Source organism: Rhodococcus sp. Eu-32, assembly GCF_003336925.1.
GTDB classification, from domain to species: Bacteria; Actinomycetota; Actinomycetes; order Mycobacteriales; family Mycobacteriaceae; genus Rhodococcoides; species Rhodococcoides kyotonensis_B.
On sequence record NZ_QGNK01000003.1, the window covers coordinates 285,485 to 309,373 of the forward strand.

Annotated in this window: 24 protein-coding genes; 12 read left to right on the forward strand and 12 right to left on the reverse strand. The window is 66.4% G+C overall.

Features of this window, described 5'->3' with window-relative positions; genetic code table 11:
• Positions 1 to 52: 52 nt before the first annotated feature.
• Positions 53 to 430, reverse strand: coding sequence for an OB-fold nucleic acid binding domain-containing protein (locus DK926_RS06440; RefSeq protein WP_068425992.1), 378 nt, complete (start codon positions 428 to 430; stop codon positions 53 to 55).
• 163 nt (positions 431 to 593) lie between these two features.
• On the opposite strand from DK926_RS06440, the gene DK926_RS06445 reads away from it, so the two are divergent.
• A complete protein-coding gene (locus DK926_RS06445) occupies positions 594 to 1,292 on the forward strand; it encodes an alpha/beta hydrolase (protein WP_114329684.1) in 699 nt (232 codons plus the stop codon).
• Between the two features lie 14 nt (positions 1,293 to 1,306).
• Here DK926_RS06445 and DK926_RS06450 read toward each other — a convergent pair whose 3' ends face one another.
• Both DK926_RS06450 and dut read right to left on the reverse strand, forming a co-directional pair.
• Positions 1,307 to 2,107: a DUF3710 domain-containing protein gene (locus DK926_RS06450; protein WP_114329685.1), complete on the reverse strand. Its 801-nt coding sequence runs from the start codon at positions 2,105 to 2,107 to the stop codon at positions 1,307 to 1,309.
• Between the two features lie 2 nt (positions 2,108 to 2,109).
• Positions 2,110 to 2,604 carry a dUTP diphosphatase gene (gene dut / locus DK926_RS06455; protein WP_174551416.1) on the reverse strand — a complete coding sequence of 165 codons (495 nt, stop codon included), beginning with the start codon at positions 2,602 to 2,604 and terminating at the stop codon, positions 2,110 to 2,112.
• 205 nt (positions 2,605 to 2,809) lie between these two features.
• Between dut and DK926_RS06460 the strand changes: the two genes are divergently transcribed.
• A complete protein-coding gene (locus DK926_RS06460; protein ID WP_068425993.1) occupies positions 2,810 to 3,277 on the forward strand; it encodes a DUF3093 domain-containing protein in 468 nt (155 codons plus the stop codon).
• Positions 3,278 to 3,325: 48 nt separating this feature from the next.
• Here DK926_RS06460 and DK926_RS06465 read toward each other — a convergent pair whose 3' ends face one another.
• Positions 3,326 to 3,628 (reverse strand): DUF4193 domain-containing protein, encoded by a 303-nt coding sequence (locus DK926_RS06465; RefSeq protein WP_019664051.1) that lies wholly within the window; start codon positions 3,626 to 3,628, stop codon positions 3,326 to 3,328.
• 507 nt (positions 3,629 to 4,135) lie between these two features.
• Here DK926_RS06465 and cei point away from each other — a divergent pair.
• Positions 4,136 to 4,816 carry an envelope integrity protein Cei gene (cei, locus tag DK926_RS06470; protein ID WP_114329686.1) on the forward strand — a complete coding sequence of 227 codons (681 nt, stop codon included), beginning with the start codon at positions 4,136 to 4,138 and terminating at the stop codon, positions 4,814 to 4,816.
• Positions 4,817 to 4,846: 30 nt separating this feature from the next.
• On the opposite strand, the gene DK926_RS06475 is transcribed toward cei, so the two are convergent.
• Complete coding sequence (locus DK926_RS06475) at positions 4,847 to 5,710, reverse strand: inositol monophosphatase family protein (protein WP_243636686.1); 864 nt, start codon at positions 5,708 to 5,710, stop codon at positions 4,847 to 4,849.
• A 202-nt stretch (positions 5,711 to 5,912) separates the two neighbouring features.
• Between DK926_RS06475 and ppgK the strand changes: the two genes are divergently transcribed.
• A complete protein-coding gene (gene ppgK, locus DK926_RS06480; protein WP_114329688.1) occupies positions 5,913 to 6,716 on the forward strand; it encodes a polyphosphate--glucose phosphotransferase in 804 nt (267 codons plus the stop codon).
• Between the two features lie 30 nt (positions 6,717 to 6,746).
• Positions 6,747 to 8,198, forward strand: a complete 1,452-nt coding sequence (locus tag DK926_RS06485; protein WP_114329689.1) for an RNA polymerase sigma factor — start codon at positions 6,747 to 6,749, stop codon at positions 8,196 to 8,198.
• A 61-nt stretch (positions 8,199 to 8,259) separates the two neighbouring features.
• Here DK926_RS06485 and DK926_RS06490 read toward each other — a convergent pair whose 3' ends face one another.
• Positions 8,260 to 8,589, reverse strand: a complete 330-nt coding sequence (locus tag DK926_RS06490; protein WP_084423740.1) for a DUF952 domain-containing protein — start codon at positions 8,587 to 8,589, stop codon at positions 8,260 to 8,262.
• A gap of 274 nt (positions 8,590 to 8,863) precedes the next feature.
• Here DK926_RS06490 and DK926_RS06495 point away from each other — a divergent pair, with 274 nt between their 5' ends.
• Positions 8,864 to 9,058, forward strand: coding sequence for a hypothetical protein (locus DK926_RS06495; protein WP_068424479.1), 195 nt, complete (start codon positions 8,864 to 8,866; stop codon positions 9,056 to 9,058).
• A gap of 106 nt (positions 9,059 to 9,164) precedes the next feature.
• Here DK926_RS06495 and DK926_RS06500 read toward each other — a convergent pair whose 3' ends face one another.
• Complete coding sequence (locus tag DK926_RS06500; protein ID WP_240931114.1) at positions 9,165 to 10,805, reverse strand: DEAD/DEAH box helicase; 1,641 nt, start codon at positions 10,803 to 10,805, stop codon at positions 9,165 to 9,167.
• A gap of 318 nt (positions 10,806 to 11,123) precedes the next feature.
• Between DK926_RS06500 and DK926_RS06505 the strand changes: the two genes are divergently transcribed.
• Positions 11,124 to 12,341 (forward strand): YihY/virulence factor BrkB family protein, encoded by a 1,218-nt coding sequence (locus tag DK926_RS06505; RefSeq protein WP_243636676.1) that lies wholly within the window; start codon positions 11,124 to 11,126, stop codon positions 12,339 to 12,341.
• On the opposite strand, the gene DK926_RS06510 is transcribed toward DK926_RS06505, so the two are convergent.
• Entirely contained in the window at positions 12,314 to 12,550 is a 237-nt protein-coding gene (locus tag DK926_RS06510; RefSeq protein WP_068424491.1) for a DUF3039 domain-containing protein, read from the reverse strand. The genes DK926_RS06505 and DK926_RS06510 overlap by 28 nt on opposite strands.
• Before the next feature lie 96 nt (positions 12,551 to 12,646).
• Here DK926_RS06510 and DK926_RS06515 point away from each other — a divergent pair, with 96 nt between their 5' ends.
• The 3 genes from DK926_RS06515 to DK926_RS06525 all read left to right on the forward strand — a co-directional run bounded on the left by DK926_RS06515 (position 12,647) and on the right by DK926_RS06525 (position 15,675).
• Positions 12,647 to 13,015 (forward strand): DUF3099 domain-containing protein, encoded by a 369-nt coding sequence (locus DK926_RS06515; RefSeq protein WP_068424493.1) that lies wholly within the window; start codon positions 12,647 to 12,649, stop codon positions 13,013 to 13,015.
• Between the two features lie 45 nt (positions 13,016 to 13,060).
• On the forward strand, positions 13,061 to 14,554 hold the full coding sequence (locus tag DK926_RS06520; RefSeq protein WP_114329690.1) for a class I SAM-dependent methyltransferase: 1,494 nt from the start codon (positions 13,061 to 13,063) through the stop codon (positions 14,552 to 14,554).
• A 149-nt stretch (positions 14,555 to 14,703) separates the two neighbouring features.
• Positions 14,704 to 15,675 carry a sigma-70 family RNA polymerase sigma factor gene (locus DK926_RS06525; RefSeq protein WP_114329691.1) on the forward strand — a complete coding sequence of 324 codons (972 nt, stop codon included), beginning with the start codon at positions 14,704 to 14,706 and terminating at the stop codon, positions 15,673 to 15,675.
• A gap of 132 nt (positions 15,676 to 15,807) precedes the next feature.
• On the opposite strand, the gene DK926_RS06530 is transcribed toward DK926_RS06525, so the two are convergent.
• The gene (locus DK926_RS06530; protein WP_207890761.1) at positions 15,808 to 18,447 is read right to left on the reverse strand and encodes a bifunctional GNAT family N-acetyltransferase/acetate--CoA ligase family protein; all 2,640 of its coding nucleotides are present in this window, start codon (positions 18,445 to 18,447) and stop codon (positions 15,808 to 15,810) included.
• 49 nt (positions 18,448 to 18,496) lie between these two features.
• Positions 18,497 to 19,768, reverse strand: coding sequence for an acetoin utilization protein AcuC (locus DK926_RS06535; protein WP_114329693.1), 1,272 nt, complete (start codon positions 19,766 to 19,768; stop codon positions 18,497 to 18,499).
• A gap of 158 nt (positions 19,769 to 19,926) precedes the next feature.
• Here DK926_RS06535 and DK926_RS06540 point away from each other — a divergent pair, with 158 nt between their 5' ends.
• Positions 19,927 to 20,613: a metal-dependent transcriptional regulator gene (locus DK926_RS06540; RefSeq protein ID WP_114329694.1), complete on the forward strand. Its 687-nt coding sequence runs from the start codon at positions 19,927 to 19,929 to the stop codon at positions 20,611 to 20,613.
• A 65-nt stretch (positions 20,614 to 20,678) separates the two neighbouring features.
• Positions 20,679 to 21,668, forward strand: a complete 990-nt coding sequence (gene galE, locus DK926_RS06545) for a UDP-glucose 4-epimerase GalE (RefSeq protein ID WP_114329695.1) — start codon at positions 20,679 to 20,681, stop codon at positions 21,666 to 21,668.
• A 9-nt stretch (positions 21,669 to 21,677) separates the two neighbouring features.
• Here galE and DK926_RS06550 read toward each other — a convergent pair whose 3' ends face one another.
• Entirely contained in the window at positions 21,678 to 22,814 is a 1,137-nt protein-coding gene (locus DK926_RS06550) for a DUF4192 domain-containing protein (protein ID WP_114329696.1), read from the reverse strand.
• A gap of 102 nt (positions 22,815 to 22,916) precedes the next feature.
• Positions 22,917 to 23,564, reverse strand: a complete 648-nt coding sequence (locus tag DK926_RS06555; protein ID WP_114329748.1) for a sensor domain-containing protein — start codon at positions 23,562 to 23,564, stop codon at positions 22,917 to 22,919.
• Between the last annotated feature and the right edge of the window lie 325 nt (positions 23,565 to 23,889).

The following is a 23,889-nucleotide window of genomic DNA, read 5'->3' on the forward strand; positions in this document are numbered from 1 at the left end:
GTGCTTTACCGTCTCTGTCGGTCACGACGTCGAGAGTGCCATACGCGGCGAATCAGGATTCGTCGCGGAGTTCGTAATAGGGGTTGTAGACGATCTTGCGGCCGTCGCGTTCTCCGACGCGGCCCTTGATCATCACCGTCTTGCCGGGCTCGATGCCTGCGATCTTGCGGCGGCCGATCCACACCAGCGTGACGGGGGCGGTGCCGTCGAAGAATTCGGCTTCGACGTTGGCGTTCGCAGCCTTGGAGCACGTCTCGACGCTGCGAAGACGACCCAGCATCGTGACTTCTTCGCCGCGCGAGCAATCACATGCCCGGCGTGCTCCCGACGCTTCCGACGTCTCAGCCATCTCTTCGGCGTCGAGCTGGTCGACGTCCTCGGTCAGCTTCCGCGTGAGTCGGCGGAAATATCCTGCGGCAGCGGGTGCCATGGTGAGCTCCTGGAGCATTCTGCGACCGGGTCGGTCGCGTAAAGGCCTGTACATCGGCCACTGTAGACCCGCGAACCTGCTGTGGCCAACCGGCCTCGCACTGCATGTGACGACTCACGGTCCCGCTGTCCGGGGTGCCGGCTCTACCGGCACAATCGACGGAATGACATGGGCCACACACGCCGTCGTTCTTCCCGGAACGGGATCGGACGCCGTCTTCGCGCGCGACGCCTTCTCCCCTGCCCTCGAGACGATGGGCACTGTGACGTCGGCGATCGATCCCGATCCTCGACGCGTCGTCGCGGGATACGAGGACGCACTCGACGACGCAGCTCGACGCCATGGCCGAATCATCGTGGGCGGCATCTCGATAGGTGCCGCTGTCGCACTGTCCTGGGCTCGGCGTCACCCGGAATCGATCGTCGGCGTGCTCGCCGCGTTGCCGCCGTGGCTCGGCGAACCGGGCGATGCGCCTGCAGCGCTGAGCGCCCGCTTCACGTCGGCTCGCCTGTGCGAATCGGGCCTCGACGACGTGACCGCGGCGATGGTCGCGTCGACACCCGGGTGGCTGTCCGCCACGCTCACCCGTTCGTGGGCGTCGCAGTGGCCGGACCTGCCGCTTGCCCTGAACGAGGCCGCGAGCTACGCCGCTCCCACGATCGACGACCTGCGTCGTACGTTCGTTCCGACGGCCATCGTCGCGGCCGTCGACGACCCGGTCCACCCGCGTGCCGTCGCCGACACGTGGCACACCGCGCTCCCGACGTCGTCGCTCGCCACCATCACGCTCGACGACATCGGTCGCGACGCAGGCATTCTCGGGATCAGGACCGTGTCGGCGCTCTCGTCGCTCCTGACGTGAGCCGAAAGCCGAGTTCAGCCGAGCTGTTGCATGGCCGATCCGGACGTGCCGCGGCGCGGACCCTCGGTCGGAGCAGTGGGTGCAGCCGGCTGAGGGGCCGCCTGACCCGTCGGTTGGCCCGGCGCTTGCCGATCCGCGGCCTGCTGGGCCTGTTGCTGCTGAGCCGCCGCGAGTTGAGCCGTCAGAGCCGCGGGCAGAACCACCGGAAGTGGGGTGCGCACCGGATGCGGATCGCTGCCACGATCGACGATCGTCTGCGACAACACGTTCCGGGCGATCGCGACGAGCGGGGCGTCGCCGCCGACCGCACCGGCGGGCCCGGCGAGTACACAGCGCACCATCCAGCGGTAGCCGTCGACGCCGATGAAACGGAGGTCGGCGTTCGCCGTGACGGCGTGCAGCTCACGCCCCCACGGGCCGGTCTCGATGCTGACGTCTGCTTTGTCCGCTCGTAGCGACGTCGCGAGGTCGCCTGTCACCTCGCGCCACTGTCCAGGCGATTTCGGAGCGGCGTAGGCGGCGATGGTGATGCGGCCGTGCTGCGTGACGACGTGTACGGCCTGCGGCGCGCCGGACCGGTTCATCTCGACCTGCAGCTGACCACCCTCGGGCAGAGGAATCAGCACCGAGCCGAGGTCGAGACGGGTCTCGACGAGTGCGTCACGGCTGTCGTCGACCTCGGTCAGGTCGAACGGTCCGACCGTGGGGTCGACGTTCGCGTGCTCGGTGTCGTCGGCGTCGGGCGCCGTGTCGTCTGCGACGCCACTCACACGCGAGTCGTCGGTGGCTGCGTTCTTCTTACGCCGTCCGAACATGATCAGTCCTCTTCTTGCTTCGTCATGGTGCTCGTCGCTCCGGCAACCGCCGAGTCGACCAGACTGGCGTGGCCTCCGCTCGAACCGTATCCGCCGCTCCCGCGCGTCGTGTCGTCGAGCGAATCGACCTCTTCGAACGTGCAGAGTTCGACGCGCTGCACCAGTAGCTGCGCGATGCGGTCACCGCGGACCAGGTGAATGGTCTCACGCGGATCGAGGTTGATCAGGCAGACCTTGATCTCACCGCGATAGCCCGCGTCGATGGTGCCGGGCGCGTTCACGATGGACAGACCCGAACGTGCGGCGAGCCCCGAACGGGGATGAACGAGTCCGACGGTACCCAGCGGAAGCGCCACGGCGATGCCGGTTCCGACGACACGACGCTCGCCCGGCGCGATGCTCGCGTCGGCGGTGATGTGCAGGTCCACTCCCGCGTCGCCCTCGTGGGCTCGCGTCGGCAACGGCAGTCCGTCGTCGAGTCGTTTCAGCGCAATCACCGGCGGGTTCGGCGAATTCGCCTGATGGTCGTCACGTCGTGCATCGTCGCTCACGTGGTCCGAGACTACGCCGTACGGCCCGTGACGCGCTGCACGGCATGCGGCACCTTTCCCTTGGCCACGTAGTCTGGAGGGCGTGCCTCACGATCGCCAGCCCGACCTCGAACCGACCGCGGACTCTTCTCACGCCGACACACGCACCGTCGTGTATTCGGAGAAACTGTGGGTCCCGCTGTGGTGGTGGCCCGTCGGTCTGGCCGTCGCAGCGCTGCTGGCCGCCGAGGTGCACATGGGTGCCCCGGGGCTGCGCGCGTGGCTCCCCTACGTTCTGTTGCTGCCGTTCCCGCTGTGGGCCCTCTACTGGCTCAGCCGGATGAAGATCGAGGTCGTCGTCGACGCGGACGGCACTCGGGAGCTGCACGCCGGGCGTGCTCACCTACCGCTCGACGTCGTCGACCGGGTCGCCGTGGTGCCTGGAACGGCAAAAAGTGCGGCACTGGGAAGGCAACTGGATCCACTTGCCTTCGTTCAGCACCGCACTTGGGTCAAACCGATGGTCCTGGTAGTTCTCGATGATCCCGACGACCCCACCCCCTACTGGTTGGTCAGTTCGAAACGACCTGACGATCTGGTAGCTGCACTGGCCGCGCCCACCCCCGGAGATCGCCACTAGGCGATCTCGGCGTCGATTCCAGTACGTGCTACGCCTGCTGCTCAGCGATCAAGCAGCGCAGTCTCGGCACACGAGCACGCCGTTCGCGTCGCTGGCCAGCCTGCTCCGGTGATGGACCAGGAAGCAGCTCGAGCACGTGAACTCGTCGGCCTGCTTCGGGACGACTCGCACGGAAAGTTCTTCTCCGGACAGGTCCGCACCTGGGAGTTCGAACGATTCCGCCGTGTCGGACTCGTCCACGTCGACGACCGCGGACTGCGCCTCGTTGCGACGTGCCTTCAGTTCTTCGAGAGAGTCCTCGGAGACGTCGTCGGACTCTGTTCTTCTCGGTGCGTCGTAGTCGGTTGCCATTGTTCCTCTAACCCCTCGTCTTCTTCCTTGATTTCCGGTGGTTGCTGCTGACGACGTCCTAGCTCGGTCGCCGGCTGTGAGGAGGCGTTTGCGTTGCTCCCACCGTCCTTGTTCGTGTTGAACGCACGAGAACCTCGTAAGGTGCCCGAAAACACCGGGTAATGCCCGATCGATCTCGGCTCGAAACCCTCTTCGACACCTACGCGACGATCCCGATTCGCACCGATGCGTCTCTGGTCTGAAACCACCGGGGCCGCCAGACAATAGCCGAAGCTTTGCCGTTTGACGAAACCGAACCGCCGAAAGCACCGAAATCGGTCGTGCACCGGGCATGAACAACACGAGCCATCGACTCATTCCCGCCCCGGCCCCGAGTGAATTTCGCCGACGACTTGCCGACAGACGCAGCCGTCCGTTCGGGAGGCAACTACAGTGAGCGAGCGCGCTGGGACCGGTCGCCGGTAGCGCCGCATTTCGAACCGGACGACGGAAAGGCGTATCCACACCGTGGTTTCTCTGATCACCGAGGGTAGTTCGGTCGACGATCGCGGACGGCCGTTCCGTCGTAGGCGCGCGATGCCCATCCTCGTCGTGCTGCTCGCTCTCGCCCTGCTGGGCGTGTTCACCTGGATACGCGTCTTCACCGCGGGCGAGGCGGTCACCGCGACGGTGGAATGCAATCCGCCGTCCACGACGCCCGCTGCAGAGGGAACAGTGCCCGCCGAACTCGGTGAGCGCGTGGACCGCTCGACTCTCGAGGACACCGAACCTGCGGCACTGTCGGCCACGCGCGTCAGAGTCTTCAACGCGAACGGCGAATCCGGCCAGGCGGCAACCGTCGCGGCAGAACTCAGCGACTACGGGTTCGCGAGCGCGCCCGACGTCCAGGTCGGCAACGATCCGGTGTACACCGACCAGAACATGCAGTGCCAGGGCCAAATTCGGTTCGGCCAGAACGGAATTGCCGCTGCGAGCGCCGTCTCGCTCGTCGCACCGTGCGCCGAGTTGATCGAAGACGGACGCGGCGACGACACCGTCGACCTCGCCCTCGGAACGTATTTCAAGGATCTGCAGCCGAATTCGGACGCGGAGTCGGTTCTGCAGTCGCTGGCCGGAGTCACTCCCGGTACACCCGCCGCGCCCCTCGACATCGACCTTCTGGACGCAGCTCGACAAGCGACCTGCTGACCGACACCGCGTCCGGCGGTCCGGCTCGGGTCAGTCCGTCGGGATCGGCGCCAGCGCTCCCACTTCACCCAGGAGCGTAAGGAATTCGGCGTCGATTCCGGCTGCGACAGCGACGGTGACAGCACCCTCGGCGCTCGACGAACTCGGCGACGGCAACCGAAGAACGGCACCCGCTTCTTCTGCGATCAACGATCCGGCGGCCCAGTCCCACGGACTCAGTCCGTGCTCGAAGTGAGCGTCGACCGCCCCCGACGCGACCATGCACAGATCGAGTGCTGCCGACCCGACACGCCTGATGTCCCGGACCCGGGGAAGCAGCTGTCCGATCATGCGGCCCTGCGCCGTACGCCGGAACGAGGAGTACCCGAAACCGGTGGCCACCAACGCAAGTGAGACGTCCTCGATCGGGTTGCACGCCAGCCTCGTCGCGGTCCCGTCCGACGTCGTGGCGAAGGCTCCCCGGCCTCGTGCCGCGGTGTAGACGATGTCACGTGCGACGTCGACGACGACTCCCACGACGCTGACGCCGTCGATCTGCGCTGCGACCGAAATCGCATACGCGGGAAGCCCGTACAGGAAGTTGACGGTCCCGTCGATCGGATCGAGGACCCAGCGCACACCCGCGACCGAATCGGTTCGACCGCCGCCCTCCTCCCCCAGAATCGCGTCGCCGCTTCGCCGTTCCGCCAGCAGTCCACGCAGCAACTGTTCGGTCTCGGTGTCGACGACCGTGACGGGATCGGTCGGTGTGCTCTTGGTCTGTACGGACTCCTCGTGCCCGCCGACACCCGACGGTCGCGCGTTCGGGCCGAAGACCTCGGGACGTCGCACCCGCACGTGAGTGGCCGCGGCGCGCGCGACCTCCACCGCCACGTCCAGTAGTGACGACGTCAGAGCCGCATCGGGATTCGGGGACGCTTCGGACGAATTACCTGGAGTGGACACAGGTCTATCGGATCACACGAGATGCGCCGCGCACCACCCGCGCGGGCGCGCCTCGACGTTCCGAACGCGCAATGCACCGTCCGCCCACTATCCTTCTCGGAGGGTACGTCCACGCCTTCTCAGTTCCCACGACACCAGGAGCATGCGCCACATGACACAGGCAGGTTCGGGACCACAGTCCACCGACGGCACTCAGCGGCTCGGCTTCGGAGTGGACGTCGGCGGTAGCGGTATCAAGGGCGGCATCGTCGATCTCGTGACGGGTGAACTCGTCGGCGACCGGTACAAGATCGAGACCCCCCAGCCGTCCACGCCGGAGGCCGTCGCGGGCGTCGTCGCGGAGATCGTGAAGTACTTCGATTGGTCGGGTCCGGTCGGCGTCACACTCCCGGCCGTCGTGACCGCAGGCATCGCGCGCTCGGCAGCGAACATCGACAAGGGCTGGATCGACACCGACGCCAAGGCGTTGTTCGCCCGCGCGATCGGGCATCCGAACATCACCGTCCTCAACGACGCCGACGCCGCAGGTGTGGCCGAGGACAAGTACGGCGGCGGCAAGGACAAGAGCGGCGTCGTCATCCTGCTCACGTTCGGCACCGGAATCGGATCGGCCGTGCTGCACGACGGCGTGCTCCTCCCCAACACCGAGCTCGGTCACCTCGAGGTCAACGGCAAGGAGGCAGAGCACCGCGCCGCGTCGTCGGTCAAGGAACGCAAGGACCTCTCGTACAAGGAATGGGCCAAGGAAGTGTCCAAGGTCCTCGAAACGTTCGAGGCGCTTCTGTGGCCCGATCTGTTCATCGCCGGCGGCGGAATCAGCCGCAAGTCCGAGAAGTGGATTCCGCACCTGACGAACAGAACTCCGGTGGTGGCGGCCACATTGTTGAACACCGCAGGCATCGTCGGCGCAGCTCTGGCAGCCGACACAGCCGCGTTGCAGGGCCACGCTCGGTAACAAACTCTCCGCGGGTCGTTACAATGGTTGATGCCGGTCTGCACGCCGGCACAATCGACAAGACCTCTCCGCCGGAAACAACTCTGGCGTGACGCCGCACGACACCGTCACGAAAGGGCGTACGTGGCAGCCACCGATATCCGTCAGACCGTGGATTCAGAAACAGAGTCTGCGACCCCTGCACCTGCTGCGGAGGCGTCGAACGGAACTGTCCGACCGGCCAAGGCACCGGCGAAGAAGGCAGCAGCCAAGAAGGCTCCCGCCAAGCGCGCCGCAGCCAAGAAGGCGCCGGCGAAGAAGGCCGCGGCCAAGAAGGCTGCAGACCCCGCTCAGGCGACCGACGGTGACGAGGACGCCCCCGGCATCGACGACATCGACATCTCCGACGGCGACATCGCCGCCGCGGCCAACGACGTCGTCGACGTCGTCACGGCTGACGACGACAGCGAAGACGACGGAACGTCCGAGCCCACCGCCGAGGACAAGGCGTCGGGAGACTTCGTCTGGGACGAAGAAGAATCCGAGGCTCTCCGACAGGCACGCAAGGACGCGGAGCTCACCGCGTCGGCCGACTCCGTTCGCGCCTACCTCAAGCAGATCGGCAAGGTTGCCCTCCTCAACGCCGAGGAAGAGGTCGAGCTCGCCAAGCGCATCGAGGCCGGCCTGTTCGCCACCGAGAAGATGCGCGAGTTTGCCGAGAAGGGCGAGAAGCTCCCCGTCGCTGCGCGACGCGATTTCACGTGGATCTGCCGTGACGGCAACCGCGCCAAGAACCACCTGCTCGAAGCGAACCTCCGTCTCGTCGTCTCGCTCGCCAAGCGCTACACCGGCCGCGGCATGGCCTTCCTCGACCTGATCCAGGAAGGCAACCTCGGTCTGATCCGCGCGGTCGAGAAGTTCGACTACACCAAGGGCTACAAGTTCTCCACGTACGCCACCTGGTGGATCCGTCAGGCCATCACCCGCGCCATGGCCGACCAGGCCCGTACCATCCGCATCCCGGTGCACATGGTCGAGGTCATCAACAAGCTCGGTCGCATCCAGCGTGAGCTCCTGCAGGATCTGGGCCGCGAGCCCACTCCCGAGGAGTTGGCCAAGGAAATGGACATCACGCCGGAGAAGGTGCTGGAAATCCAGCAGTACGCGCGTGAGCCCATCTCCCTCGACCAGACCATCGGCGACGAGGGCGACAGCCAACTCGGCGATTTTATCGAGGACTCCGAAGCCGTCGTCGCCGTGGACGCCGTCTCGTTCACGCTGCTGCAGGATCAGCTGCAGTCGGTACTCGAGACGCTGTCCGAGCGTGAAGCCGGCGTCGTGCGTCTGCGCTTCGGTCTCACCGACGGCCAGCCGCGCACGCTCGACGAGATCGGCCAGGTCTACGGCGTCACGCGTGAGCGCATCCGACAGATCGAGTCGAAGACCATGTCGAAGCTGCGCCACCCGTCCCGGTCGCAGGTTCTGCGCGACTACCTCGACTGATACACACCGTTCGCGACACCGCCGTCCCGCTCGCGGGGCGGCGGTGTCTTGTCGGTGGCAGTCAGAGTGCGGGCGGCGCGAACGAGCCGTCGCTGCCGGGCGCGTAGTCGCGTACCGAGGTCACTGCACCGGCCGGAAGCGGACCGTACAGGTGCGGGAACAGCATGGAGTCGGGATCGCTCGGCACGCCGGGTTCCCATCGCACGGGTGATCCCAGTCGTTCGGGGTCGAGGACCAGCAGGACCAGATCCTCTCGTCCGGCGAACAGACGGTTCGCAGGCAAGTGGACCTGCTCCGGCGTCGACAGATGGACGAATCCGACGTCGTCGAAATCGGCCGGGCGCCGGCTGCCCGCGGCCCGCGCCGACAACCACTCTTCGTAGCTGCACATGTGCAGCAGGACACCACCGGATTTACTCACGCCTCGATCCTACGAGGGCCGCACACGCGCGCGGAAGGTCAGCTGTGAGCGAACACGAACCGGTGGACATACCTGTCACCAGCAGCAGCCGAGCCAGTTTCGTGTTAGTGACAACACAAAGAAACACCCTCGGGAACAACGCATGAAGCCCAAACGTCTGACAGAGTGTACGGACCGCGCCATACCGACGCGGCGGACCGGCCCCAGGCACTCGGGTAACACCGAAAGCCAGTACGGAGGAGTCATGCCCGGAACATTGACCAGCCCACAGTTGACAGCAGCCGACCGGTGCGACCGGTGCGGTGCAGGGGCTCGTGCACGTGTTGTGCTCTCGACCGGTGGAGAACTCCTGTTCTGCAACCACCACGCCAAGGAGCACGAAGACCGCCTGCGTGAGATGAACGCAACGGTGATGACCGAAACGGACTCTGCGGTGTAACCGGCTCGCCTCGGTAGCTTTCGACACCAACATCTGCAGCAACGAAGAACGGGTGGCTCCAATCGGAGCCACCCGTTCTTCGTGTGTCGTCGATCGTGTACGCGTCTTACATCTTCCGCAGCTGCGCGATTCGTTCCCCGAGCTGCTCGGCCGTCGCCATCGCGGTGGGAGGGCCGCCGCAGATGCGTCGTAGATCGCCGTGGATGACGCCGTGCGGCTTTCCGGTGCGGTGGTGGTACACCGCGACCAAACTGTTCAGTTCACGCCGCAGACCGGCCAACTGACCGGCAGAGGACACACGCTCCGCTGCGGCGGGAGGCGGCACCGCGGGCGTCGGTGCAGCAGGAGTCTTGTCGAGCTGTTCCTGCTGTCGCTGCCTGAGCAGGTCGCGCATCTGCTGCGCGTCCAGAAGCCCCGGGAGGCCGAGATAGTCCGCTTCTTCGTCGCTACCCGAGAACGTGGCCGTGCCGAACGACGAGCCGTCATAGATGACCTGATCGAGTTCGGCGTCGGCGCCGAGCGCCGTGTACGCCTTCTCGTCCTCGCCCGGCTCGTCCTTCTGCTTGTTCGCGTCGGCCAGCAGGTCGTCGTCGAGACCGTCCTTCTCGCGGTGCGGCTTGCCCAGGATGTGGTCGCGCTGCGCCTCCAGCTGGCTCGCGAGGTCCAACAGGACGGGAACGGATGGCAGAAAAACACTTGCGGTCTCGCCGGGCCGCCGCGACCGCACGAATCGGCCGATCGCCTGGGCGAAGTACAGCGGGGTCGACGCGCTCGTCGCATACACACCGACGGCGAGACGCGGAACGTCGACGCCCTCGGACACCATGCGGACCGCGACCATCCATTTCTGGTTGCTCTTGCCGAACTCGGCGATGCGAGACGACGACGTCGGGTCGTCCGACAGAACGATGCACGGTGTCTCGCCGGTGATGACCTCGAGCAGCTTGGCGTACGCGCGCGCGACGGTCTGGTCGGTGGCGATCACGAGTCCGCCCGCGTCGGGCACTCCTCCGGCGCGGAGCTGACCGAGCCTGGTGTTCGCGGCCAGCAACACCGCCGGCATCCAGTCGCCTTGCGGGTCGAGAGCGGTGCGCCACGCGCGCGCCGTCTGCTCGGCGTTCAGCGGTTCACCGAGGCGCGCGGTGAACTCCTCCCCCGCGCTGTCCCGCCACCGCGCCTCGCCCGAGTACGCGAGGAACACGACGGGACGGACGACACCGTCCCGCAACGCATCGGAGTAGCCGTAGGAATGGTCTGCGCGTGAGCGCATGAGCCCGTCGGAGTCCGGCTCGTACGTCACGAACGGGATCGGACTGTCGTCGCTTCGGAACGGGGTTCCCGTCAGCGCGAGGCGACGGGTCGCATCCGAGAACGCCTCGCGGATCCCCTCGCCCCAACTCTTGGCGTCGCCGCCGTGGTGAATCTCGTCGAGGATGACGAGCGTGCGCCTGGCCTCGGTGCGAACGCGATGCTTGAACGGGTGCGACGCGATCTGCGCGTACGTCACGACGACACCGTGGTAATCGCTCGACGTCTGGCCGGTGGAGTTCGAGAAGTTCGAATCGAGCGCGATGCCCGCCCTGGCCGCGGACTCCGCCCACTGGTGCTTGAGATGCTCGGTCGGCGCGACGACGGTGACCTGATCGACGGTGCGGTGCGCGAGCAGTTCCGACGCGACACGGAGCGCGAACGTCGTCTTGCCTGCACCCGGCGTCGCGACCGCGAGGAAGTCCTTCGGTGACGCCATCAGATACTTCGTCAGTGCGCGCCTCTGCCAGGCACGCAGCGGCGCTCCGCCCGGGGAGATTGCGGTTCCCGGGGTGGCCCCGGAGGGTGTGTCGGCGTCGGTGGTCTCTGCGCTCATTGGCCGCCTGTTCCTGGCATCGATCGAGTCCTCACTGGCAATGGGAAGAAGAAGCCGTAGCTGTGCAATGTCCGCGGTGGAGCCTATCTGTCGGCACCGACCGAACCCGAATCGTAGCGAGCCACATCGATCGACTCGGCGGGCGACACGGACAGCCCCAGACGGGCATTCGGGCGTGTCGTCAGGAATGCTGGAGAGATCATGAGCGAATCTGCAGGCGAAGGACGTACAGGCGAGCTGTCGAAGCGGCGGTCGCTTCATGTCGCCTGGACTGTGGTCCTCCGCACAGCGAGCAAGGCATGGGACGACTCGATCTTCAGCAAGGCGGCTACCGCGGCGTTCTGGCAGACGCTCTCGCTCCCGCCGCTGCTGCTCGGCGTCCTCGGCAGCCTCGGGTTCGTCGCAGGCTGGTTCGGGCCCAACACGATCGACATCATCGAATCCAAGATCATCACGTTCAGCGCGAGTGTGTTCAGCGACTCGGTTGTCGACGGAATCATCGAGCCGACCGTGCAGGACATTCTGCAGCAGGGACGCGGCGAGATCGTGTCCGCCGGATTCCTGCTGTCACTGTGGGCGGGCTCGTCGGCGATCTCGACGTTCGTGGACTCGATCGTAGAAGCCCACGGGCAGCAGGATGCTCGTAACCCCGTCTGGCAACGCATCTTCGCGTTGTTGCTCTACGTCGGTTTCCTGATCGTCGCCGTGTTCGTGCTCCCCCTCGTCGCACTCGGGCCGACGTTCGTGCAGAGGATCCTGCCCGCGTCGTGGTTCGAGATCGGGAGCGAACTGATCGACTTTCTCTACTATCCCGCCGTCGGACTGCTGTTGATCGCGGGATTGACGACGCTGTACAAGGTCGCGCTGCACAAGTCCCTACCGTGGCACCGTCTGCTGGGCGGCGCGTTGCTGGCAGGCGTGTTCTTCATGATCGCCAGCGCGGTGCTGCGGTTCTACTTGACCTGGGTGACCGGCACCGGCTACACCTACGGCGCGTTGGCGACGCCGATCGCGCTGCTGCTGTTCGCGTTCTTTCTGGGCTTCGCGATCGTGCTCGGAGCAGAGTTCAACGCGACCATCCAGGAGTTCTTTCCCGCGCGAGCGACACGCCTGGAACAGATGAAGGAATGGCTCGCCGCCCAGGCCGCCTTCGAGGAGTCGAACCCGGTGACGGCCGTCGCACGGCGACTCGCGACCGGACCGATCCGAATCGCCGGCGACCGCAACAAGCCCGGCGCTGCGACCGATTCACCCGCAGCCCGGGCCGAGCGTGAAGCCGAGCCGGCGCCGGCAACCCAGAACAGTGCAACCCAGAACAGTGCGCCCCAGAAGAGTCCGGCCCGGAAGAATTCGACGCAGAACGACTTGGCGAGGCGCGGAGACCAGGCTGGTCAGTCGCCCTTCTTCAAGCCGTCGTAGATCTTCTTGCAGTCGGGGCACACCGGCGAACCCGGCTTGGCCGACTTGGTGACCGGAAACACCTCACCGCACAACGCGACGACGTGGGTACCCATCACAGCGCTCTCGGCGATCTTGTTCTTCTTGACGTAGTGGAAGACTTTGGGCGCGTCGTCGTCCGTGGTGTCGTCGGGTGCGATATCGGGACGTTCCTTGGTCTGTGTGCTCATGCTGAAAGATTATTCCGCACACGCGACGGCGCACGCATCTTCGGCGAGGCCAAGAACACGTGTGCAATCCTGCGGCACGAGTGCCACAGTGGAGGTATGACGAGAACACCGGGGTTTTCCGGCTCGAGCGAGAGCGGCTCGGCCCGTAACCCCGTACTGATCACCGAAGCCAAGAGTTCGGTCGAAGAGCAGCACCGCGCCCGAGTGCGCAAGTACATGTTCATCATGTCGTTCCGCATACCCGCGCTCGTGCTGGCCGCCATCTCGTACGGCATCTGGGCCAACCCGTGGATCGCCATGGCGATCGTCGGAGTGTCGATCCCCCTGCCGTGGATGGCGGTTCTCATCGCGAACGACCGCCCACCCCGCACCAAGGACGAAGTCAGCAGATACGACGGCCGACGCGTGAGCAGACCTCAGGTCGAAGCCCGCGCGCATCACGTCATCGATCAGCACGACGACTGAACCCACGCCTCGCACAGGTCACGACCCAGCTGAAAGACTGGGCTCGTGACTGCAACTCTGCTCTCGATCTGCCCGGCGCTACGGACCGCTTTCGAACGAACCGGCTACGACGCCGATTCGCTGCTCGACATGTTGGGCGACGACGCGCACGCCGCTCTCGGCCGCAGCGAACCCGTCCCGGTGCGACGCGCCAGCATGGACGGTGGTGATCTCGGAGTTCTGGTCCGCCTCTTCCTCCTCGTGGACGACGTCGTCGAGGAGGACGCCGCGCGGGCCCTGGCACCTGTCGACCTGGACGACGCAGTCGATGCCGGACTTCTGACGCGCGTCGTGGACGGCACGGTCCGAACTCTGCTGGACGTTCGACCGCTCGACGCGGGCCACGGTTCCCGCTGGATCGTGTCCGACCCCGACGGCAGCATGCGCCCGGCACCGACTGCACCCGACCACGTTCTCGGCGTCGGACAGGCGTCGCTGTCGTTGTTGCGCGGCACGCCGACGACGCCCGCTGCCGAGGTTCTCGACGTCGGAACGGGCTGCGGGGTTCAGGCCGTCCACGCGGCCGACTACGCCGAGACGGTGACCGGCACCGACATCAGTCCACGCTCGGTGCAACTGGCTGCGGCGACCGCTGCCCTGAACGGTCTGTCTCTGGAACTGATCGAGGGCTCCTGGTTCGAACCGGTCGCGGGCCGTACGTTCGACCGCATCGTGGCCAATCCGCCCTTCGTCGTCGGTCGCGGCACCGTCGAGCACACCTACCGCGACTCCGGCCTCGACCTCGACGGCGCGTCGCGATTGATGATCGGCGAGGCGCCGAAGTACCTGAAGCCGGGAGGCACCGCGGCCATCCTGGCGTCGTGGGTGCACGTCGACGGTGAGGACTGGCGCGCACGGGTGGCGTCGTGGCTGCCCGACCACGGCGTCGACGCGTGGATTCTGCAGCGTGACGTCGCCGATCCTGCGCTGTACGTCGGCACATGGATGCGCGACGGCGGCCTCGATCCACGCGACGAGGCCAATGCGGCGCTCGCCCAGTCCTGGCTCGACCACTTCGCCGCGGCCGACGTCCGGGGCATCGGGTTCGGCTTCGTCTACCTGCGCAAGACCGAACTAGCGACCGACGTTCTCGCCGAGGATCTGCGGCACGCGTTCGAGGACCCGCTCGGCAACGAGGCGATCGCGTACTTCGACCGACTGACGTGGCTTCGGGAGAACGATCCGGCCGACTCGGTGTTCGAGCTCGATCCCGCGACGGCCCTCGAACACGTGTCGCTGCCCGGCGACGAGGGTTGGCACACCGAGGTCATCCGCGTTCATCGCGGCAACGGCCCGAACTGGCAGCACGAGATCGACGAGGTCGGCGCGATGCTGCTCGCGGGAATGCGGGCCGACGGGATGCCGTTGAACGAACTCGTCGCACTGCTCGCCGCCGCACACGGGCTGGACTTCGAGCCGCTCATGGCAGGGGCGCTCGAACTGACGACGGGATTGGTCAGGCACGGCCTCGTGCTGCCGTCCGGACTGGTTCCCGCCTGAGGTTCCGTGCTGGGCCTTCTCAGCAACTTCTCAGGGGCTCGGGGGGATAAAGCCTGGTCAAGCGGGTATCACGCGATGGTGCGGTGGGAACTTTTCGAACTCGACCGGACGTTGATCCCTATGAGACACCACCGATCAGGAGGCAAGTCATGACAAGCCCCAGCACCACGACCCGCCCACGTCCCACCGACGCCGATCTCGACGCCCAGAGCCCGGCAGCAGATCTCGTTCGCGTCTACCTGAACGGCATCGGCCGGACCGCGCTGTTGACCGCGGACGAGGAAGTGGACCTGGCCAAGCGAATCGAAGCGGGGCTGTATGCGAAGAACGTGCTGGAGAACTCGAAGCGACTGACAGCTGCGAAGAAGCGCAATCTGGCGATCATCGTGCGTGACGGCAGTGCGGCGCGCAGCCATTTGCTCGAGGCCAACCTTCGTCTCGTGGTGTCGCTCGCCAAGCGCTACACCGGTCGCGGCATGCCGCTCCTCGATCTGATCCAGGAGGGCAACCTCGGACTGATTCGCGCCATGGAGAAGTTCGACTACGCCAAGGGATTCAAGTTCTCGACGTACGCCACGTGGTGGATCCGCCAGGCCATCACCCGCGGCATGGCCGACCAGAGCCGCACCATTCGACTCCCTGTCCACCTCGTGGAGCAGGTCAACAAGCTGGCTCGGATCAAGCGCGAACTCCACCAGCAGCTGGGCCGCGAGGCGACCGACGAGGAGCTGTCGAGCGAGTCGGGTATTCCCGTCGAGAAGATCGCCGATCTGCTGGACCACAGCCGCGACCCGGTGAGCCTCGACATGCCCGTCGGCAGCGACGAGGAAGCGCCCTTGGGCGACTTCATCGAGGACTCCGAGGCGACGTCGGCGGAGAACGCCGTCATCGCGGGCCTCCTGCACAGCGACGTCCGTACCGTCCTTGCGACGCTGGACGAGCGTGAACAGCAGGTCATTCGTCTTCGTTACGGTCTCGACGACGGACAGCCCCGCACACTCGACCAGATCGGCAAGCTCTTCGGCCTGTCGCGCGAGCGTGTGCGTCAGATCGAGCGCGAGGTGATGGTCAAGCTGCGACAGGGCGACCGCGCCGAGAAGCTGAGGTCGTACGCCAGCTGATCCTCGGCAGGATCGGCTCCGAAGCTGATGGAGCAGCGGTGACGTTTCCCGCGCGCTCCATCGTAGGCGGTGGCCGGGTCGCTTTCTCTCCCCCTCTTGGGAAAGTCGACCCGGCCTCCGCTCGTCTTGTCTCTACCGAAGTCGCCTGGGACCCAGATCGTTTCGCGACGGCACGGGCCCCAGACGCAATCTCGCATCGGTGATCTGCGCGCCGTGCGCCGACGCCAGAACCGGTTCGCAGGCCAGTTCCCTGATCTCGGGGATGTCGTCGGCCATGGCCGACACCCGCTGCACCAAGTCCACCAATGCACTCTTGTTGACGGGCACCGCATTTCGATACCCGGACAGGAGAGGCGCTGCTTTCGGGGCATCGATCAGCTGGACGGATTCGTCCTCGGTCAGCGGCAGAACCCGGTACGCGCGGTCACCCAGCAGATCCGAGATCACTCCGGCCAGACCGAACGAGATCAGCGATCCGAACGACGGATCGTCCTGCACGCGCACGACACAGCCGATTCCCTTCGCCGCCATCTTCTGCACGTGCAGCAACGGCTCTCCCGAGTCCGCGGCGAGCGAACGATACGCAGCACGCACCGCGTCGCTGCTCGCGAGATCGAGGCGCACTCCCCCGAGATCCGGTCGGTGACGCCACTGCTCGCCCGTCGCCTTGACCGCGACCGGGTAGCCGAGCTCCTCGGCGGCCGCTGCCGCCTCGGCTTCGTCGGTCACGGCACGGAAGTCGACGACGTCGATGCCGTAGCAGGCCAACAACTCGGCGGTCTCGAAATCGGACAGCCAGCGGTCCTGCCCGGTCCAGCCGCGGACGAGGGACGCCGCACGTTCTGCATCGACTCCGTTCGGCCGTACCGGTGCGGACGCCGGGCGGCTTCGCCACGACGCATATCTCCATGCCTTCGCCAGCGCCGTCACGGCACGCTCGGGGCTGGAGTACGAGGGCACCGAACCGCGGATGGGATGACCCTCCTCCCCGCGTACCGCGAGCACGTCCGGAATTCCCTCGGTCGCCAGGAACGTGGTGAGGACGGGCTTGTCGGCGCCGCGCACGGCCGCTCCGAGCGCCTCGGCGAACGGCTCGACCGTGACCGCGACCGGCGGCACGAACACGACGATCACCGAATCGACGTCGTCGGCCGCGAGAGCTTTCGACACGGCAGCGGCGAACTCGTCCGGGCCTGCCTGCGGGCCCACGTCGATCGCCGCACCGGCGTGAAGACCGTCGGCCCGCGCGGCATCGACGGCGAGCACGCCAAGAGCAGTCGAGTTTCCGACGACCGCGACCCGCGGGCCCGTCGGCAGCGGCTGATAGCCGAACAGCACCGCACAGTCGAACAACTGCGCGATGGTGTCGACCTGGATGACGCCTGCCTGCTCGAAGAGCGCCTTCACGATGGTGTCGTCGATGTCGGGTCCGGTCGCGAGCGCGGGTGGCACCGCACCCCGTCCACTCTTCACGGCGACGATCGGTTTGTTCCGAGCAACGCGCCGCGCGATTCGCGTGAACTTGCGTGGATTACCGAAACTCTCCAGGTACAGCAGCACGACCTCGGTCGCAGGATCGGAGTCCCAGAACTGCAGCAGGTCGTTACCGGAGACGTCGGCCCTGTTGCCCGCCGAGACGAACGTCGACAACCCCAATCGGCGTTTGGCCGCCTGATCCAGAATGGCGATGCCCAGTGCTCCGGACTGGCAGAAGAAGCCGACGCGTCCCGGCGTCGGCAGGTGCGGCGCAAGCGTCGCGTTCAGCGAGAAGTCGAGATCGGTGTTCGCGACGCCGAGCGCGTTCGGGCCGATCAGGCGCATCCCGTGGGCACGCGCGGCGCGCACGAGTCGTCGTTCCTTCTCCTGGCCCGCCGAACCCGTCTCACCGAAACCGGACGACACCACGACGAGCGCTTTGACGCCCTTGTCCAGGCAGTCGTCGAGCACCTCGTCGATCGCCTCGGCGGGCACGGCCGCGATCGCAAGATCGACCGAATCGGGGATGTCGTGCACCGTCGGATACGCCCGCACTCCACGCACCGATCGGTGGTCGGCGTTCACCGGATAGACTGGACCGGTGAAGCCGGCCGACAGCAAGTTCGTCAGGACCGCGTTGCCGACCTTCGAGCTGTCCGTCGATGCACCGATGACCGCAACAGAGCTGGGGCTCAACACGTTTCGTACGCTTCGTGCCTCAGCGGCGCGCTCCCGCGAATTGCGGACCGACAGAAGGGCTTCGCTGGGATCGATCGCGAATTCCAGCCGTAGGACACCACCTTCGAAGCTCCGGCTGACCTGATAGCCCGCCTCACGGAACACCGTCACCATGTTGCGGTTCTCGGCCAGCACCTCGGCGACGAACATTCCGACGCCGTTCTCTGCCGCCGCACCGGCCAGGTGCTCGAGGAGTATCGGACCGAGACCGCGTCCCTGGTGGGAGTCGGCGACGACGAACGCGACTTCGGCGGAATTGCCGTCGCCCTCCGGCAGCCGCTCGTATCGGCCGACGGCGATGATGTCGTCGCCGAGAATTGCCACGAACGCGACGCGATCTCGGTGATCGACGGTCGTGAAGTTCAGGACATCCCGTTGCGGCATCGTCGGGTACGGACCGAAGTACCGCAGGTATCTGGTTCGTTCGGACAGCCTGCCGTGGAACGCCACCAGCGCATCGGCGTCGGACGGCACGATCGGACGCAGGTGCACGACGCCGCCGTCGGAGGCCAGCACGTCGGCAACCCAATGCTTCGGAAACGACGTCTCGGCCTTCAGCCGTTCACGTTCCTTCGCGGTGGGTTCTGTCTCCGTGGTTTCCGTGGAGTCAGTCACGAGGGTCCTCCGGGTCGAGTCCGAGCAACGGGAACGCTGCTCGACGGGTTGCCAGAATCGCGGAGTCGACGCGTTCGAGAGCTCGATCCGACGCTTCCGTCGATCCGGTTGCCGCGCCCCCCGGGCCGTCCCATGCCGGGTAGTCGACGTCGCCTCCGTCGCCCATGACCTGGGGCAGATCGATGCTCGGTGCCATCGCCCGAACCCGCTCCCGCCACGAATCGGGCAGCGCGAGCCCGGCATCGACCGGGCGTCCGAGCGCTGCGGCGATCAGATAGGTCCACGCGCGAGGGACGACGCGGACCAGACCGTAACCGCCTCCGCCGACAGCGATCCATCGCCCGTCTGCGTGCTTGTCGGCCAGATCGCGCATCGCCAGGAACGCCGCGTTCTGACCGTCGACGGTGAGCGCGAGATCGGCCAGCGGATCCTCGCGATGACTGTCGACGCCACACTGGCTGACGATGATCTGAGGACGGAACGCCGCGACAGCCCCCGGCACGACGGCGTGAAATGCCCTCAGCCACAGCCTGTCTCCGGTGTTCGGCAGCAGAGGAACGTTGATCGACGTGCCCTCGGCGGCACCCGTTCCGACTTCGGTGGACCACCCGGTGTTCGGCCACAGCGTTGCAGGATGTTGATGCAGCGACACCGTCAGCACCCGCGGGTCGTCGACGAACGCGTGCTGGACGCCGTCACCGTGATGGGCGTCGACGTCGATGTACGCGATGCGATCGAACCCGTTGTCCAGCAGCCAGGAAATCGCGATCGCGGCGTCGTTGTAGACACAGAATCCCGATGCCCAGTCCGGCATCGCGTGGTGCATACCGCCACCGATGCTCACGGCCCGACGGGCTCTGCCCGACGCGATCTCCCTCGCGGCCGCCAGCGTTCCGCCGGCAAGCATCGCGCTGGCCTCGTGCATCTGTCGGAACACCGGATTGTCGTCGGAACCGAGACCGTGCTCGACCGCATCGGGATGGACGATCGACGGTCCCTTTTCGGGAGCGTTCTTGACCGCTTCGATGTACGCAGGGGTATGGATTCGCAGCAGTTCGCTGTCGCTCGCGGCCGTCGGTTCGACGGGCTCGATTCCGTCGAGCACCCCGATGCTGCGTGCCAGCGACATCGTCAGATCGAGGCGAGTGGGATTCATCGGGTGGTCGTCACTCCACCGATACGAGAGGTAATCGGAGCTCCAGACGACGATGTCGTCCTGGGCCGCCGCGGTGCTCGGAGGCGGTCCGGCCGCCAGGTCTGCCATGACGACAACGCTACTTGTCGTCATGGGGCGGCGCGAGCAACGGCGCGCGCCGCCCCGCGGTTACCGACGGGTACCCGAACGGGGCACGCGGGCGGTCGACCTACGACGCCGATTCGAGCTCGACAACGGTAGAATCGCCCGAGACGAAGGGGTTGAGTGTGAAGGATCTGGTCGACACCACGGAGATGTACCTCCGGACGATCTACGACTTGGAAGAAGAAGGCGTCGTTCCGCTGCGGGCACGTATCGCCGAGCGCCTCGAGCAGAGCGGTCCCACCGTCAGTCAGACAGTTGCCCGTATGGAACGCGACGGGCTGCTCTCGGTTGCGGGCGATCGCCACCTCGAGCTGACGGAGAAGGGCCGCAGCCTCGCTGTGTCGGTGATGCGTAAGCATCGCCTGGCCGAGCGACTGCTGGTCGATGTCATCGGGCTTCGCTGGGAGGACGTGCACGCCGAGGCGTGCCGGTGGGAGCACGTGATGAGCGAGGAAGTCGAACGACGCCTCGTCACCGTGCTGAACAACCCCACCACGTCTCCGTACGGCAACCCGATTCCCGGGCTGGAAGAACTGGGTCTCGGACAGCCTGCGGTGCAGCACGAGGACTTGATTCGGCTGACCGATCTCCCCCACGGACAGGCGACGGCCGTCGTCGTACGTCGACTGGCCGAGCACGTGCAGTCGGATCCCGAAGTGATCTCACAGCTGCGTGATGCAGGCGTGGTCCCTGATGCACGGGTTACAGTCGAGGCGAAGGCGGGAACGGTCACGATCACCGTTCCCGGTCACGAAGGCATCGATATTTCGGACGAAATGGCCCACGCGGTTCAGGTCAAGCAGGTCTAGATCCCTCCAGTCGGGTACCGGGGCCTGTCTCGACGACCGGCCGCCGGCCCGACGAGGAGCGGACAGTGAAACTTTTGGTGACCGGCGGCGCCGGCTACGTCGGCAGTGTGTGCGCCGCGGTGTTGATCAAACGTGGCCACGAAGTGGTCGTCGTGGACAATCTGATCACCGGCAACCGCGACGCGGTGCCGCCACAGGCCACGTTCGTCGAAGCAGACATCAAGGACGTGGCAGCGTCCGTCCTCACCGGCGCGGAGTTCGACGGTGTTCTCCATTTCGCTGCACAGTCACTCGTCGGCGAGTCCGTCGTCGCGCCGGACAAGTACTGGACCGGCAACGTCGTGACCACTCTGGCGCTGCTGGACGCGATGCGTGAATCGGGCACTCCCCGACTCGTCTTCTCCTCGACGGCGGCAACGTACGGCGAGCCGGAGCAGACCCCGATCACCGAAGCGATGCCCACCGCCCCGACCAACCCGTACGGTGCGACGAAGCTGGCGATCGACCATGCGATCACGTCGTACGCGCACGCGTACGATCTCGCTGCGACGAGTCTCCGGTACTTCAACGTCGCGGGCGCGTACGCCGGATTCGGCGAGAACCGCGTCGTGGAAACCCATCTGATCCCGTTGGTGCTGCAGACCGCACTGGGCCAGCGCGCCAAGATCTCGGTGTTCGGCACCGACTGGCCGACTCCCGACGGCACGGCGGTGCGCGACTACATCCATGTCGCCGACCTGGCCGAGGCCCACATCCTGGCGCTCGAATCGTCGGCCGCAGGAACGCACCGGATCTACAACCTGGGCAGCGGAACCGGATTCTCGGTCAAGGAAGTCATCGAGGCGTGCAAACGCGTGACCGGCCTGGACATTCCGGTGGAGGAAGCACCGCGACGCGCAGGCGATCCGGCCGTCCTCATCGCGTCGAGCGATCGAGCGATCGCCGATCTGGGGTGGAAGCCACAGTTCACCGATCTGGACGTCATCGTGTCCGATGCCTGGACGTTCCTGCAGGAGCTCGGCGATCGGTCGCACGCCGCGAAAAGCGGCCGTTGACACGGTTTCTCAGGGAGCGGCGAGCGGCAACGGCAGGCGCACGCCGCACTTGTCGGCTGTCGCATAGCCGCTGAGTGCAACTTCACGGATCAGCGCAGGGCCCGCGCCCGCGGAGAGCGATCGGTCGAGCAGCCGGGCGAGTGAGTGCTCGGGGTCGGCGTCCAACGCGACCTCGAGTGCTATCACTGCCATGGCACCGTCCCCGCGCGAGTACGCGCTGAACGCGAGAAGGCATGCGGCCGTTGCGCGTTCGGGCGCCGGGAGGACACGCGTCAACGTCGCCCACAACATCTCGGCGACGTGGGCCATCTCGGTGAGCACGAGCGCGAGCAGGCTGTCGCGCACGGGAAGACGGCCAAGAGCAGCTCCGATGGTCGCCGCGGTGTCGGCCGTGATGTCCAGCACAGGCGCGGCGTCGGGTGAATGGGTGTGCGCCCGGTCGAGGATGTCGAGAATCCGCGAGAGATGCGTTCCGTCCGAGTCGTGCCGTTCACCCCGCGCCTGGGGCATCAAATCCGCTACCCGCCGGCTGGTCTCGTCGTCGACCGGCTGCACCGCGTCGGCCAGCCGCTCGCGTGACGGCTGTACGAAGCGTCCCTCCATCGCGTAGGCGAGCGCGACCGGTGACGTCCGCGGGTCCCCCACGCGCCCCCATTCCTCCATGCCGTCCAACGACGCCCATTCCGCCCCTGCCGCGATCTCCGGCGTGAACAACACCCGAAGCACGTCGGTTCCCCGGGCACCGAAATCGTCGATCACGCACTGCGCCAACACTTCGTAACGCGCGTCGCCTACCGGGCCCGACATCGTCGCCGCACCTCGATCGTCGACGACGACGGCAATGGCGTCGAGCACGTCCTCGCGTTCGCACTGCGTGGCGAACCGGTCGATCACCTCGAGCATCCTGTCCGGGATCACGTAGAGGGTCGTGTCCGCGAACCGGCGGCATTCCGGGACGTCGAGGTCGTGCCGCATGACGGTGCCCGCGGTGATCGTGCCCCCGTCGTCGATGCGGAGGCAGATCAGCACAAGCGAGCGCTGCGGGACGAATCCGAGCATCGCAGGCAGAGCAGCAATCAGCTCCCCTGGCGCGTCGAGGCGGACGGTGACGGAAGAGGCGGGTCGGTCGTCGGAGTGTGTCGTCATGGGCACGAGCCTGGACTACCGGCCGAACGGGATCAGCCCGTCACCTGGGGCTGAGCGAAACCCTGTGGATCGAGCGAACTTGTGGACAGACCGCCCTCGCGATCAGCCTGCCTTGACCTTCTGCACGGCCGCGGTGAACAGTTCGTCCAGCGTGGCCGCATCGGGAGTGGAGTCGTCGAACGACATGTAGGTCGCGGCGATGCGCGTTCCGTCCACCTGGGCCATCAACGTCAGCATGGACTGCGTGATCGATTCGGTTCCCGATCCCGACGACACCGTCTGCCTGACGGCCAGAGTCTCGTCCGCGTCGATCGGGGGCGCGGGTGTGATCGTCGAACGAATGGTCGACGTGGCACCGGATTTGGTGGCCTCGACCTCGGCACACCGAGTCAACTGATCTTCGCGGTCCGACAGCGGCTCGTCGACGGAGGTGAGCTCGACCGAGATGGTCGCGCGATTCGCGTTGTCGGTGCCGACGATCAGCGCCGCGGACGTCGGATCTGCCGGCTTGCACCCGGCGGGCGACACCTCCGCGCCCGCGGGGATTCCCGTCAGGTCGGGAGAGGCCTGGCTGATCGCGTGGGGCGGGAGCACGATGGCCTCGTACGGGGCCGGGAACTGCGACGGGTCGATCAGCAGGGCGTTCAGATCAGAGTCCGCGTTCGCCGAACTACCGGGCGCCGGAGACGCTCCGGCGTCGCCGGCGGCGGGTGTTCCGGTGACATTGCTGCCGCAGCCGGCGACGGTCAGCGCTGCGAGTGCGCCGAACGCGAGCAGAATCGGTCGAGACGTCGTCACGGAACGGCGCAACACGGAAGTGTCCTCCAGCGGTCTACGGCGGGTGTGGTCGATCCACCTTCTCACCTGTCAGGGCCGCCGAGCGGTAGGCACGCGGGGTGCGGCGTCGCCGCCCGTGCGCGGATAGTCGGACTCTGGACCTACTATCCGCGCAGTGATACTGGAATGGTTCGTCGATGCAGTGGTTTGACTCGTTTCCGCGCTGACGCCGATGGCTGTCTTTCCCGTGATGTGTCGGCTGCTGCATCGATGGACACCTGAAGCACACGCGACCGGT

What these genes read in the sequence shown, in the direction of transcription:
- DK926_RS06450 (WP_114329685.1), bottom strand. Translation starts at nt 2,107, where the DNA reads ATGTTCGGACGGCGTAAGAAGAACGCAGCCACCGACGACTCGCGTGTG.
- DK926_RS06485 (WP_114329689.1), top strand. Translation starts at nt 6,747, where the DNA reads ATGCCGGTCTGCACGCCGGCACAATCGACAAGACCTCTCCGCCGGAAA.
- DK926_RS06445 (WP_114329684.1), top strand. Translation starts at nt 594, where the DNA reads ATGACATGGGCCACACACGCCGTCGTTCTTCCCGGAACGGGATCGGAC.
- DK926_RS06440 (WP_068425992.1), bottom strand. Translation starts at nt 430, where the DNA reads ATGGCACCCGCTGCCGCAGGATATTTCCGCCGACTCACGCGGAAGCTG.
- DK926_RS06535 (WP_114329693.1), bottom strand. Translation starts at nt 19,768, where the DNA reads ATGGCAGACCTGGCGGCCGGACCGCCTCCGAGCACCGCGGCGGCCCAG.
- ppgK (WP_114329688.1), top strand. Translation starts at nt 5,913, where the DNA reads ATGACACAGGCAGGTTCGGGACCACAGTCCACCGACGGCACTCAGCGG.
- DK926_RS06515 (WP_068424493.1), top strand. Translation starts at nt 12,647, where the DNA reads ATGACGAGAACACCGGGGTTTTCCGGCTCGAGCGAGAGCGGCTCGGCC.
- DK926_RS06505 (WP_243636676.1), top strand. Translation starts at nt 11,124, where the DNA reads ATGAGCGAATCTGCAGGCGAAGGACGTACAGGCGAGCTGTCGAAGCGG.
- DK926_RS06465 (WP_019664051.1), bottom strand. Translation starts at nt 3,628, where the DNA reads ATGGCAACCGACTACGACGCACCGAGAAGAACAGAGTCCGACGACGTC.
- DK926_RS06525 (WP_114329691.1), top strand. Translation starts at nt 14,704, where the DNA reads ATGACAAGCCCCAGCACCACGACCCGCCCACGTCCCACCGACGCCGAT.
- DK926_RS06550 (WP_114329696.1), bottom strand. Translation starts at nt 22,814, where the DNA reads ATGACGACACACTCCGACGACCGACCCGCCTCTTCCGTCACCGTCCGC.
- DK926_RS06495 (WP_068424479.1), top strand. Translation starts at nt 8,864, where the DNA reads ATGCCCGGAACATTGACCAGCCCACAGTTGACAGCAGCCGACCGGTGC.
- DK926_RS06490 (WP_084423740.1), bottom strand. Translation starts at nt 8,589, where the DNA reads ATGTGCAGCTACGAAGAGTGGTTGTCGGCGCGGGCCGCGGGCAGCCGG.
- DK926_RS06510 (WP_068424491.1), bottom strand. Translation starts at nt 12,550, where the DNA reads ATGAGCACACAGACCAAGGAACGTCCCGATATCGCACCCGACGACACC.
- DK926_RS06500 (WP_240931114.1), bottom strand. Translation starts at nt 10,805, where the DNA reads ATGGCGTCACCGAAGGACTTCCTCGCGGTCGCGACGCCGGGTGCAGGC.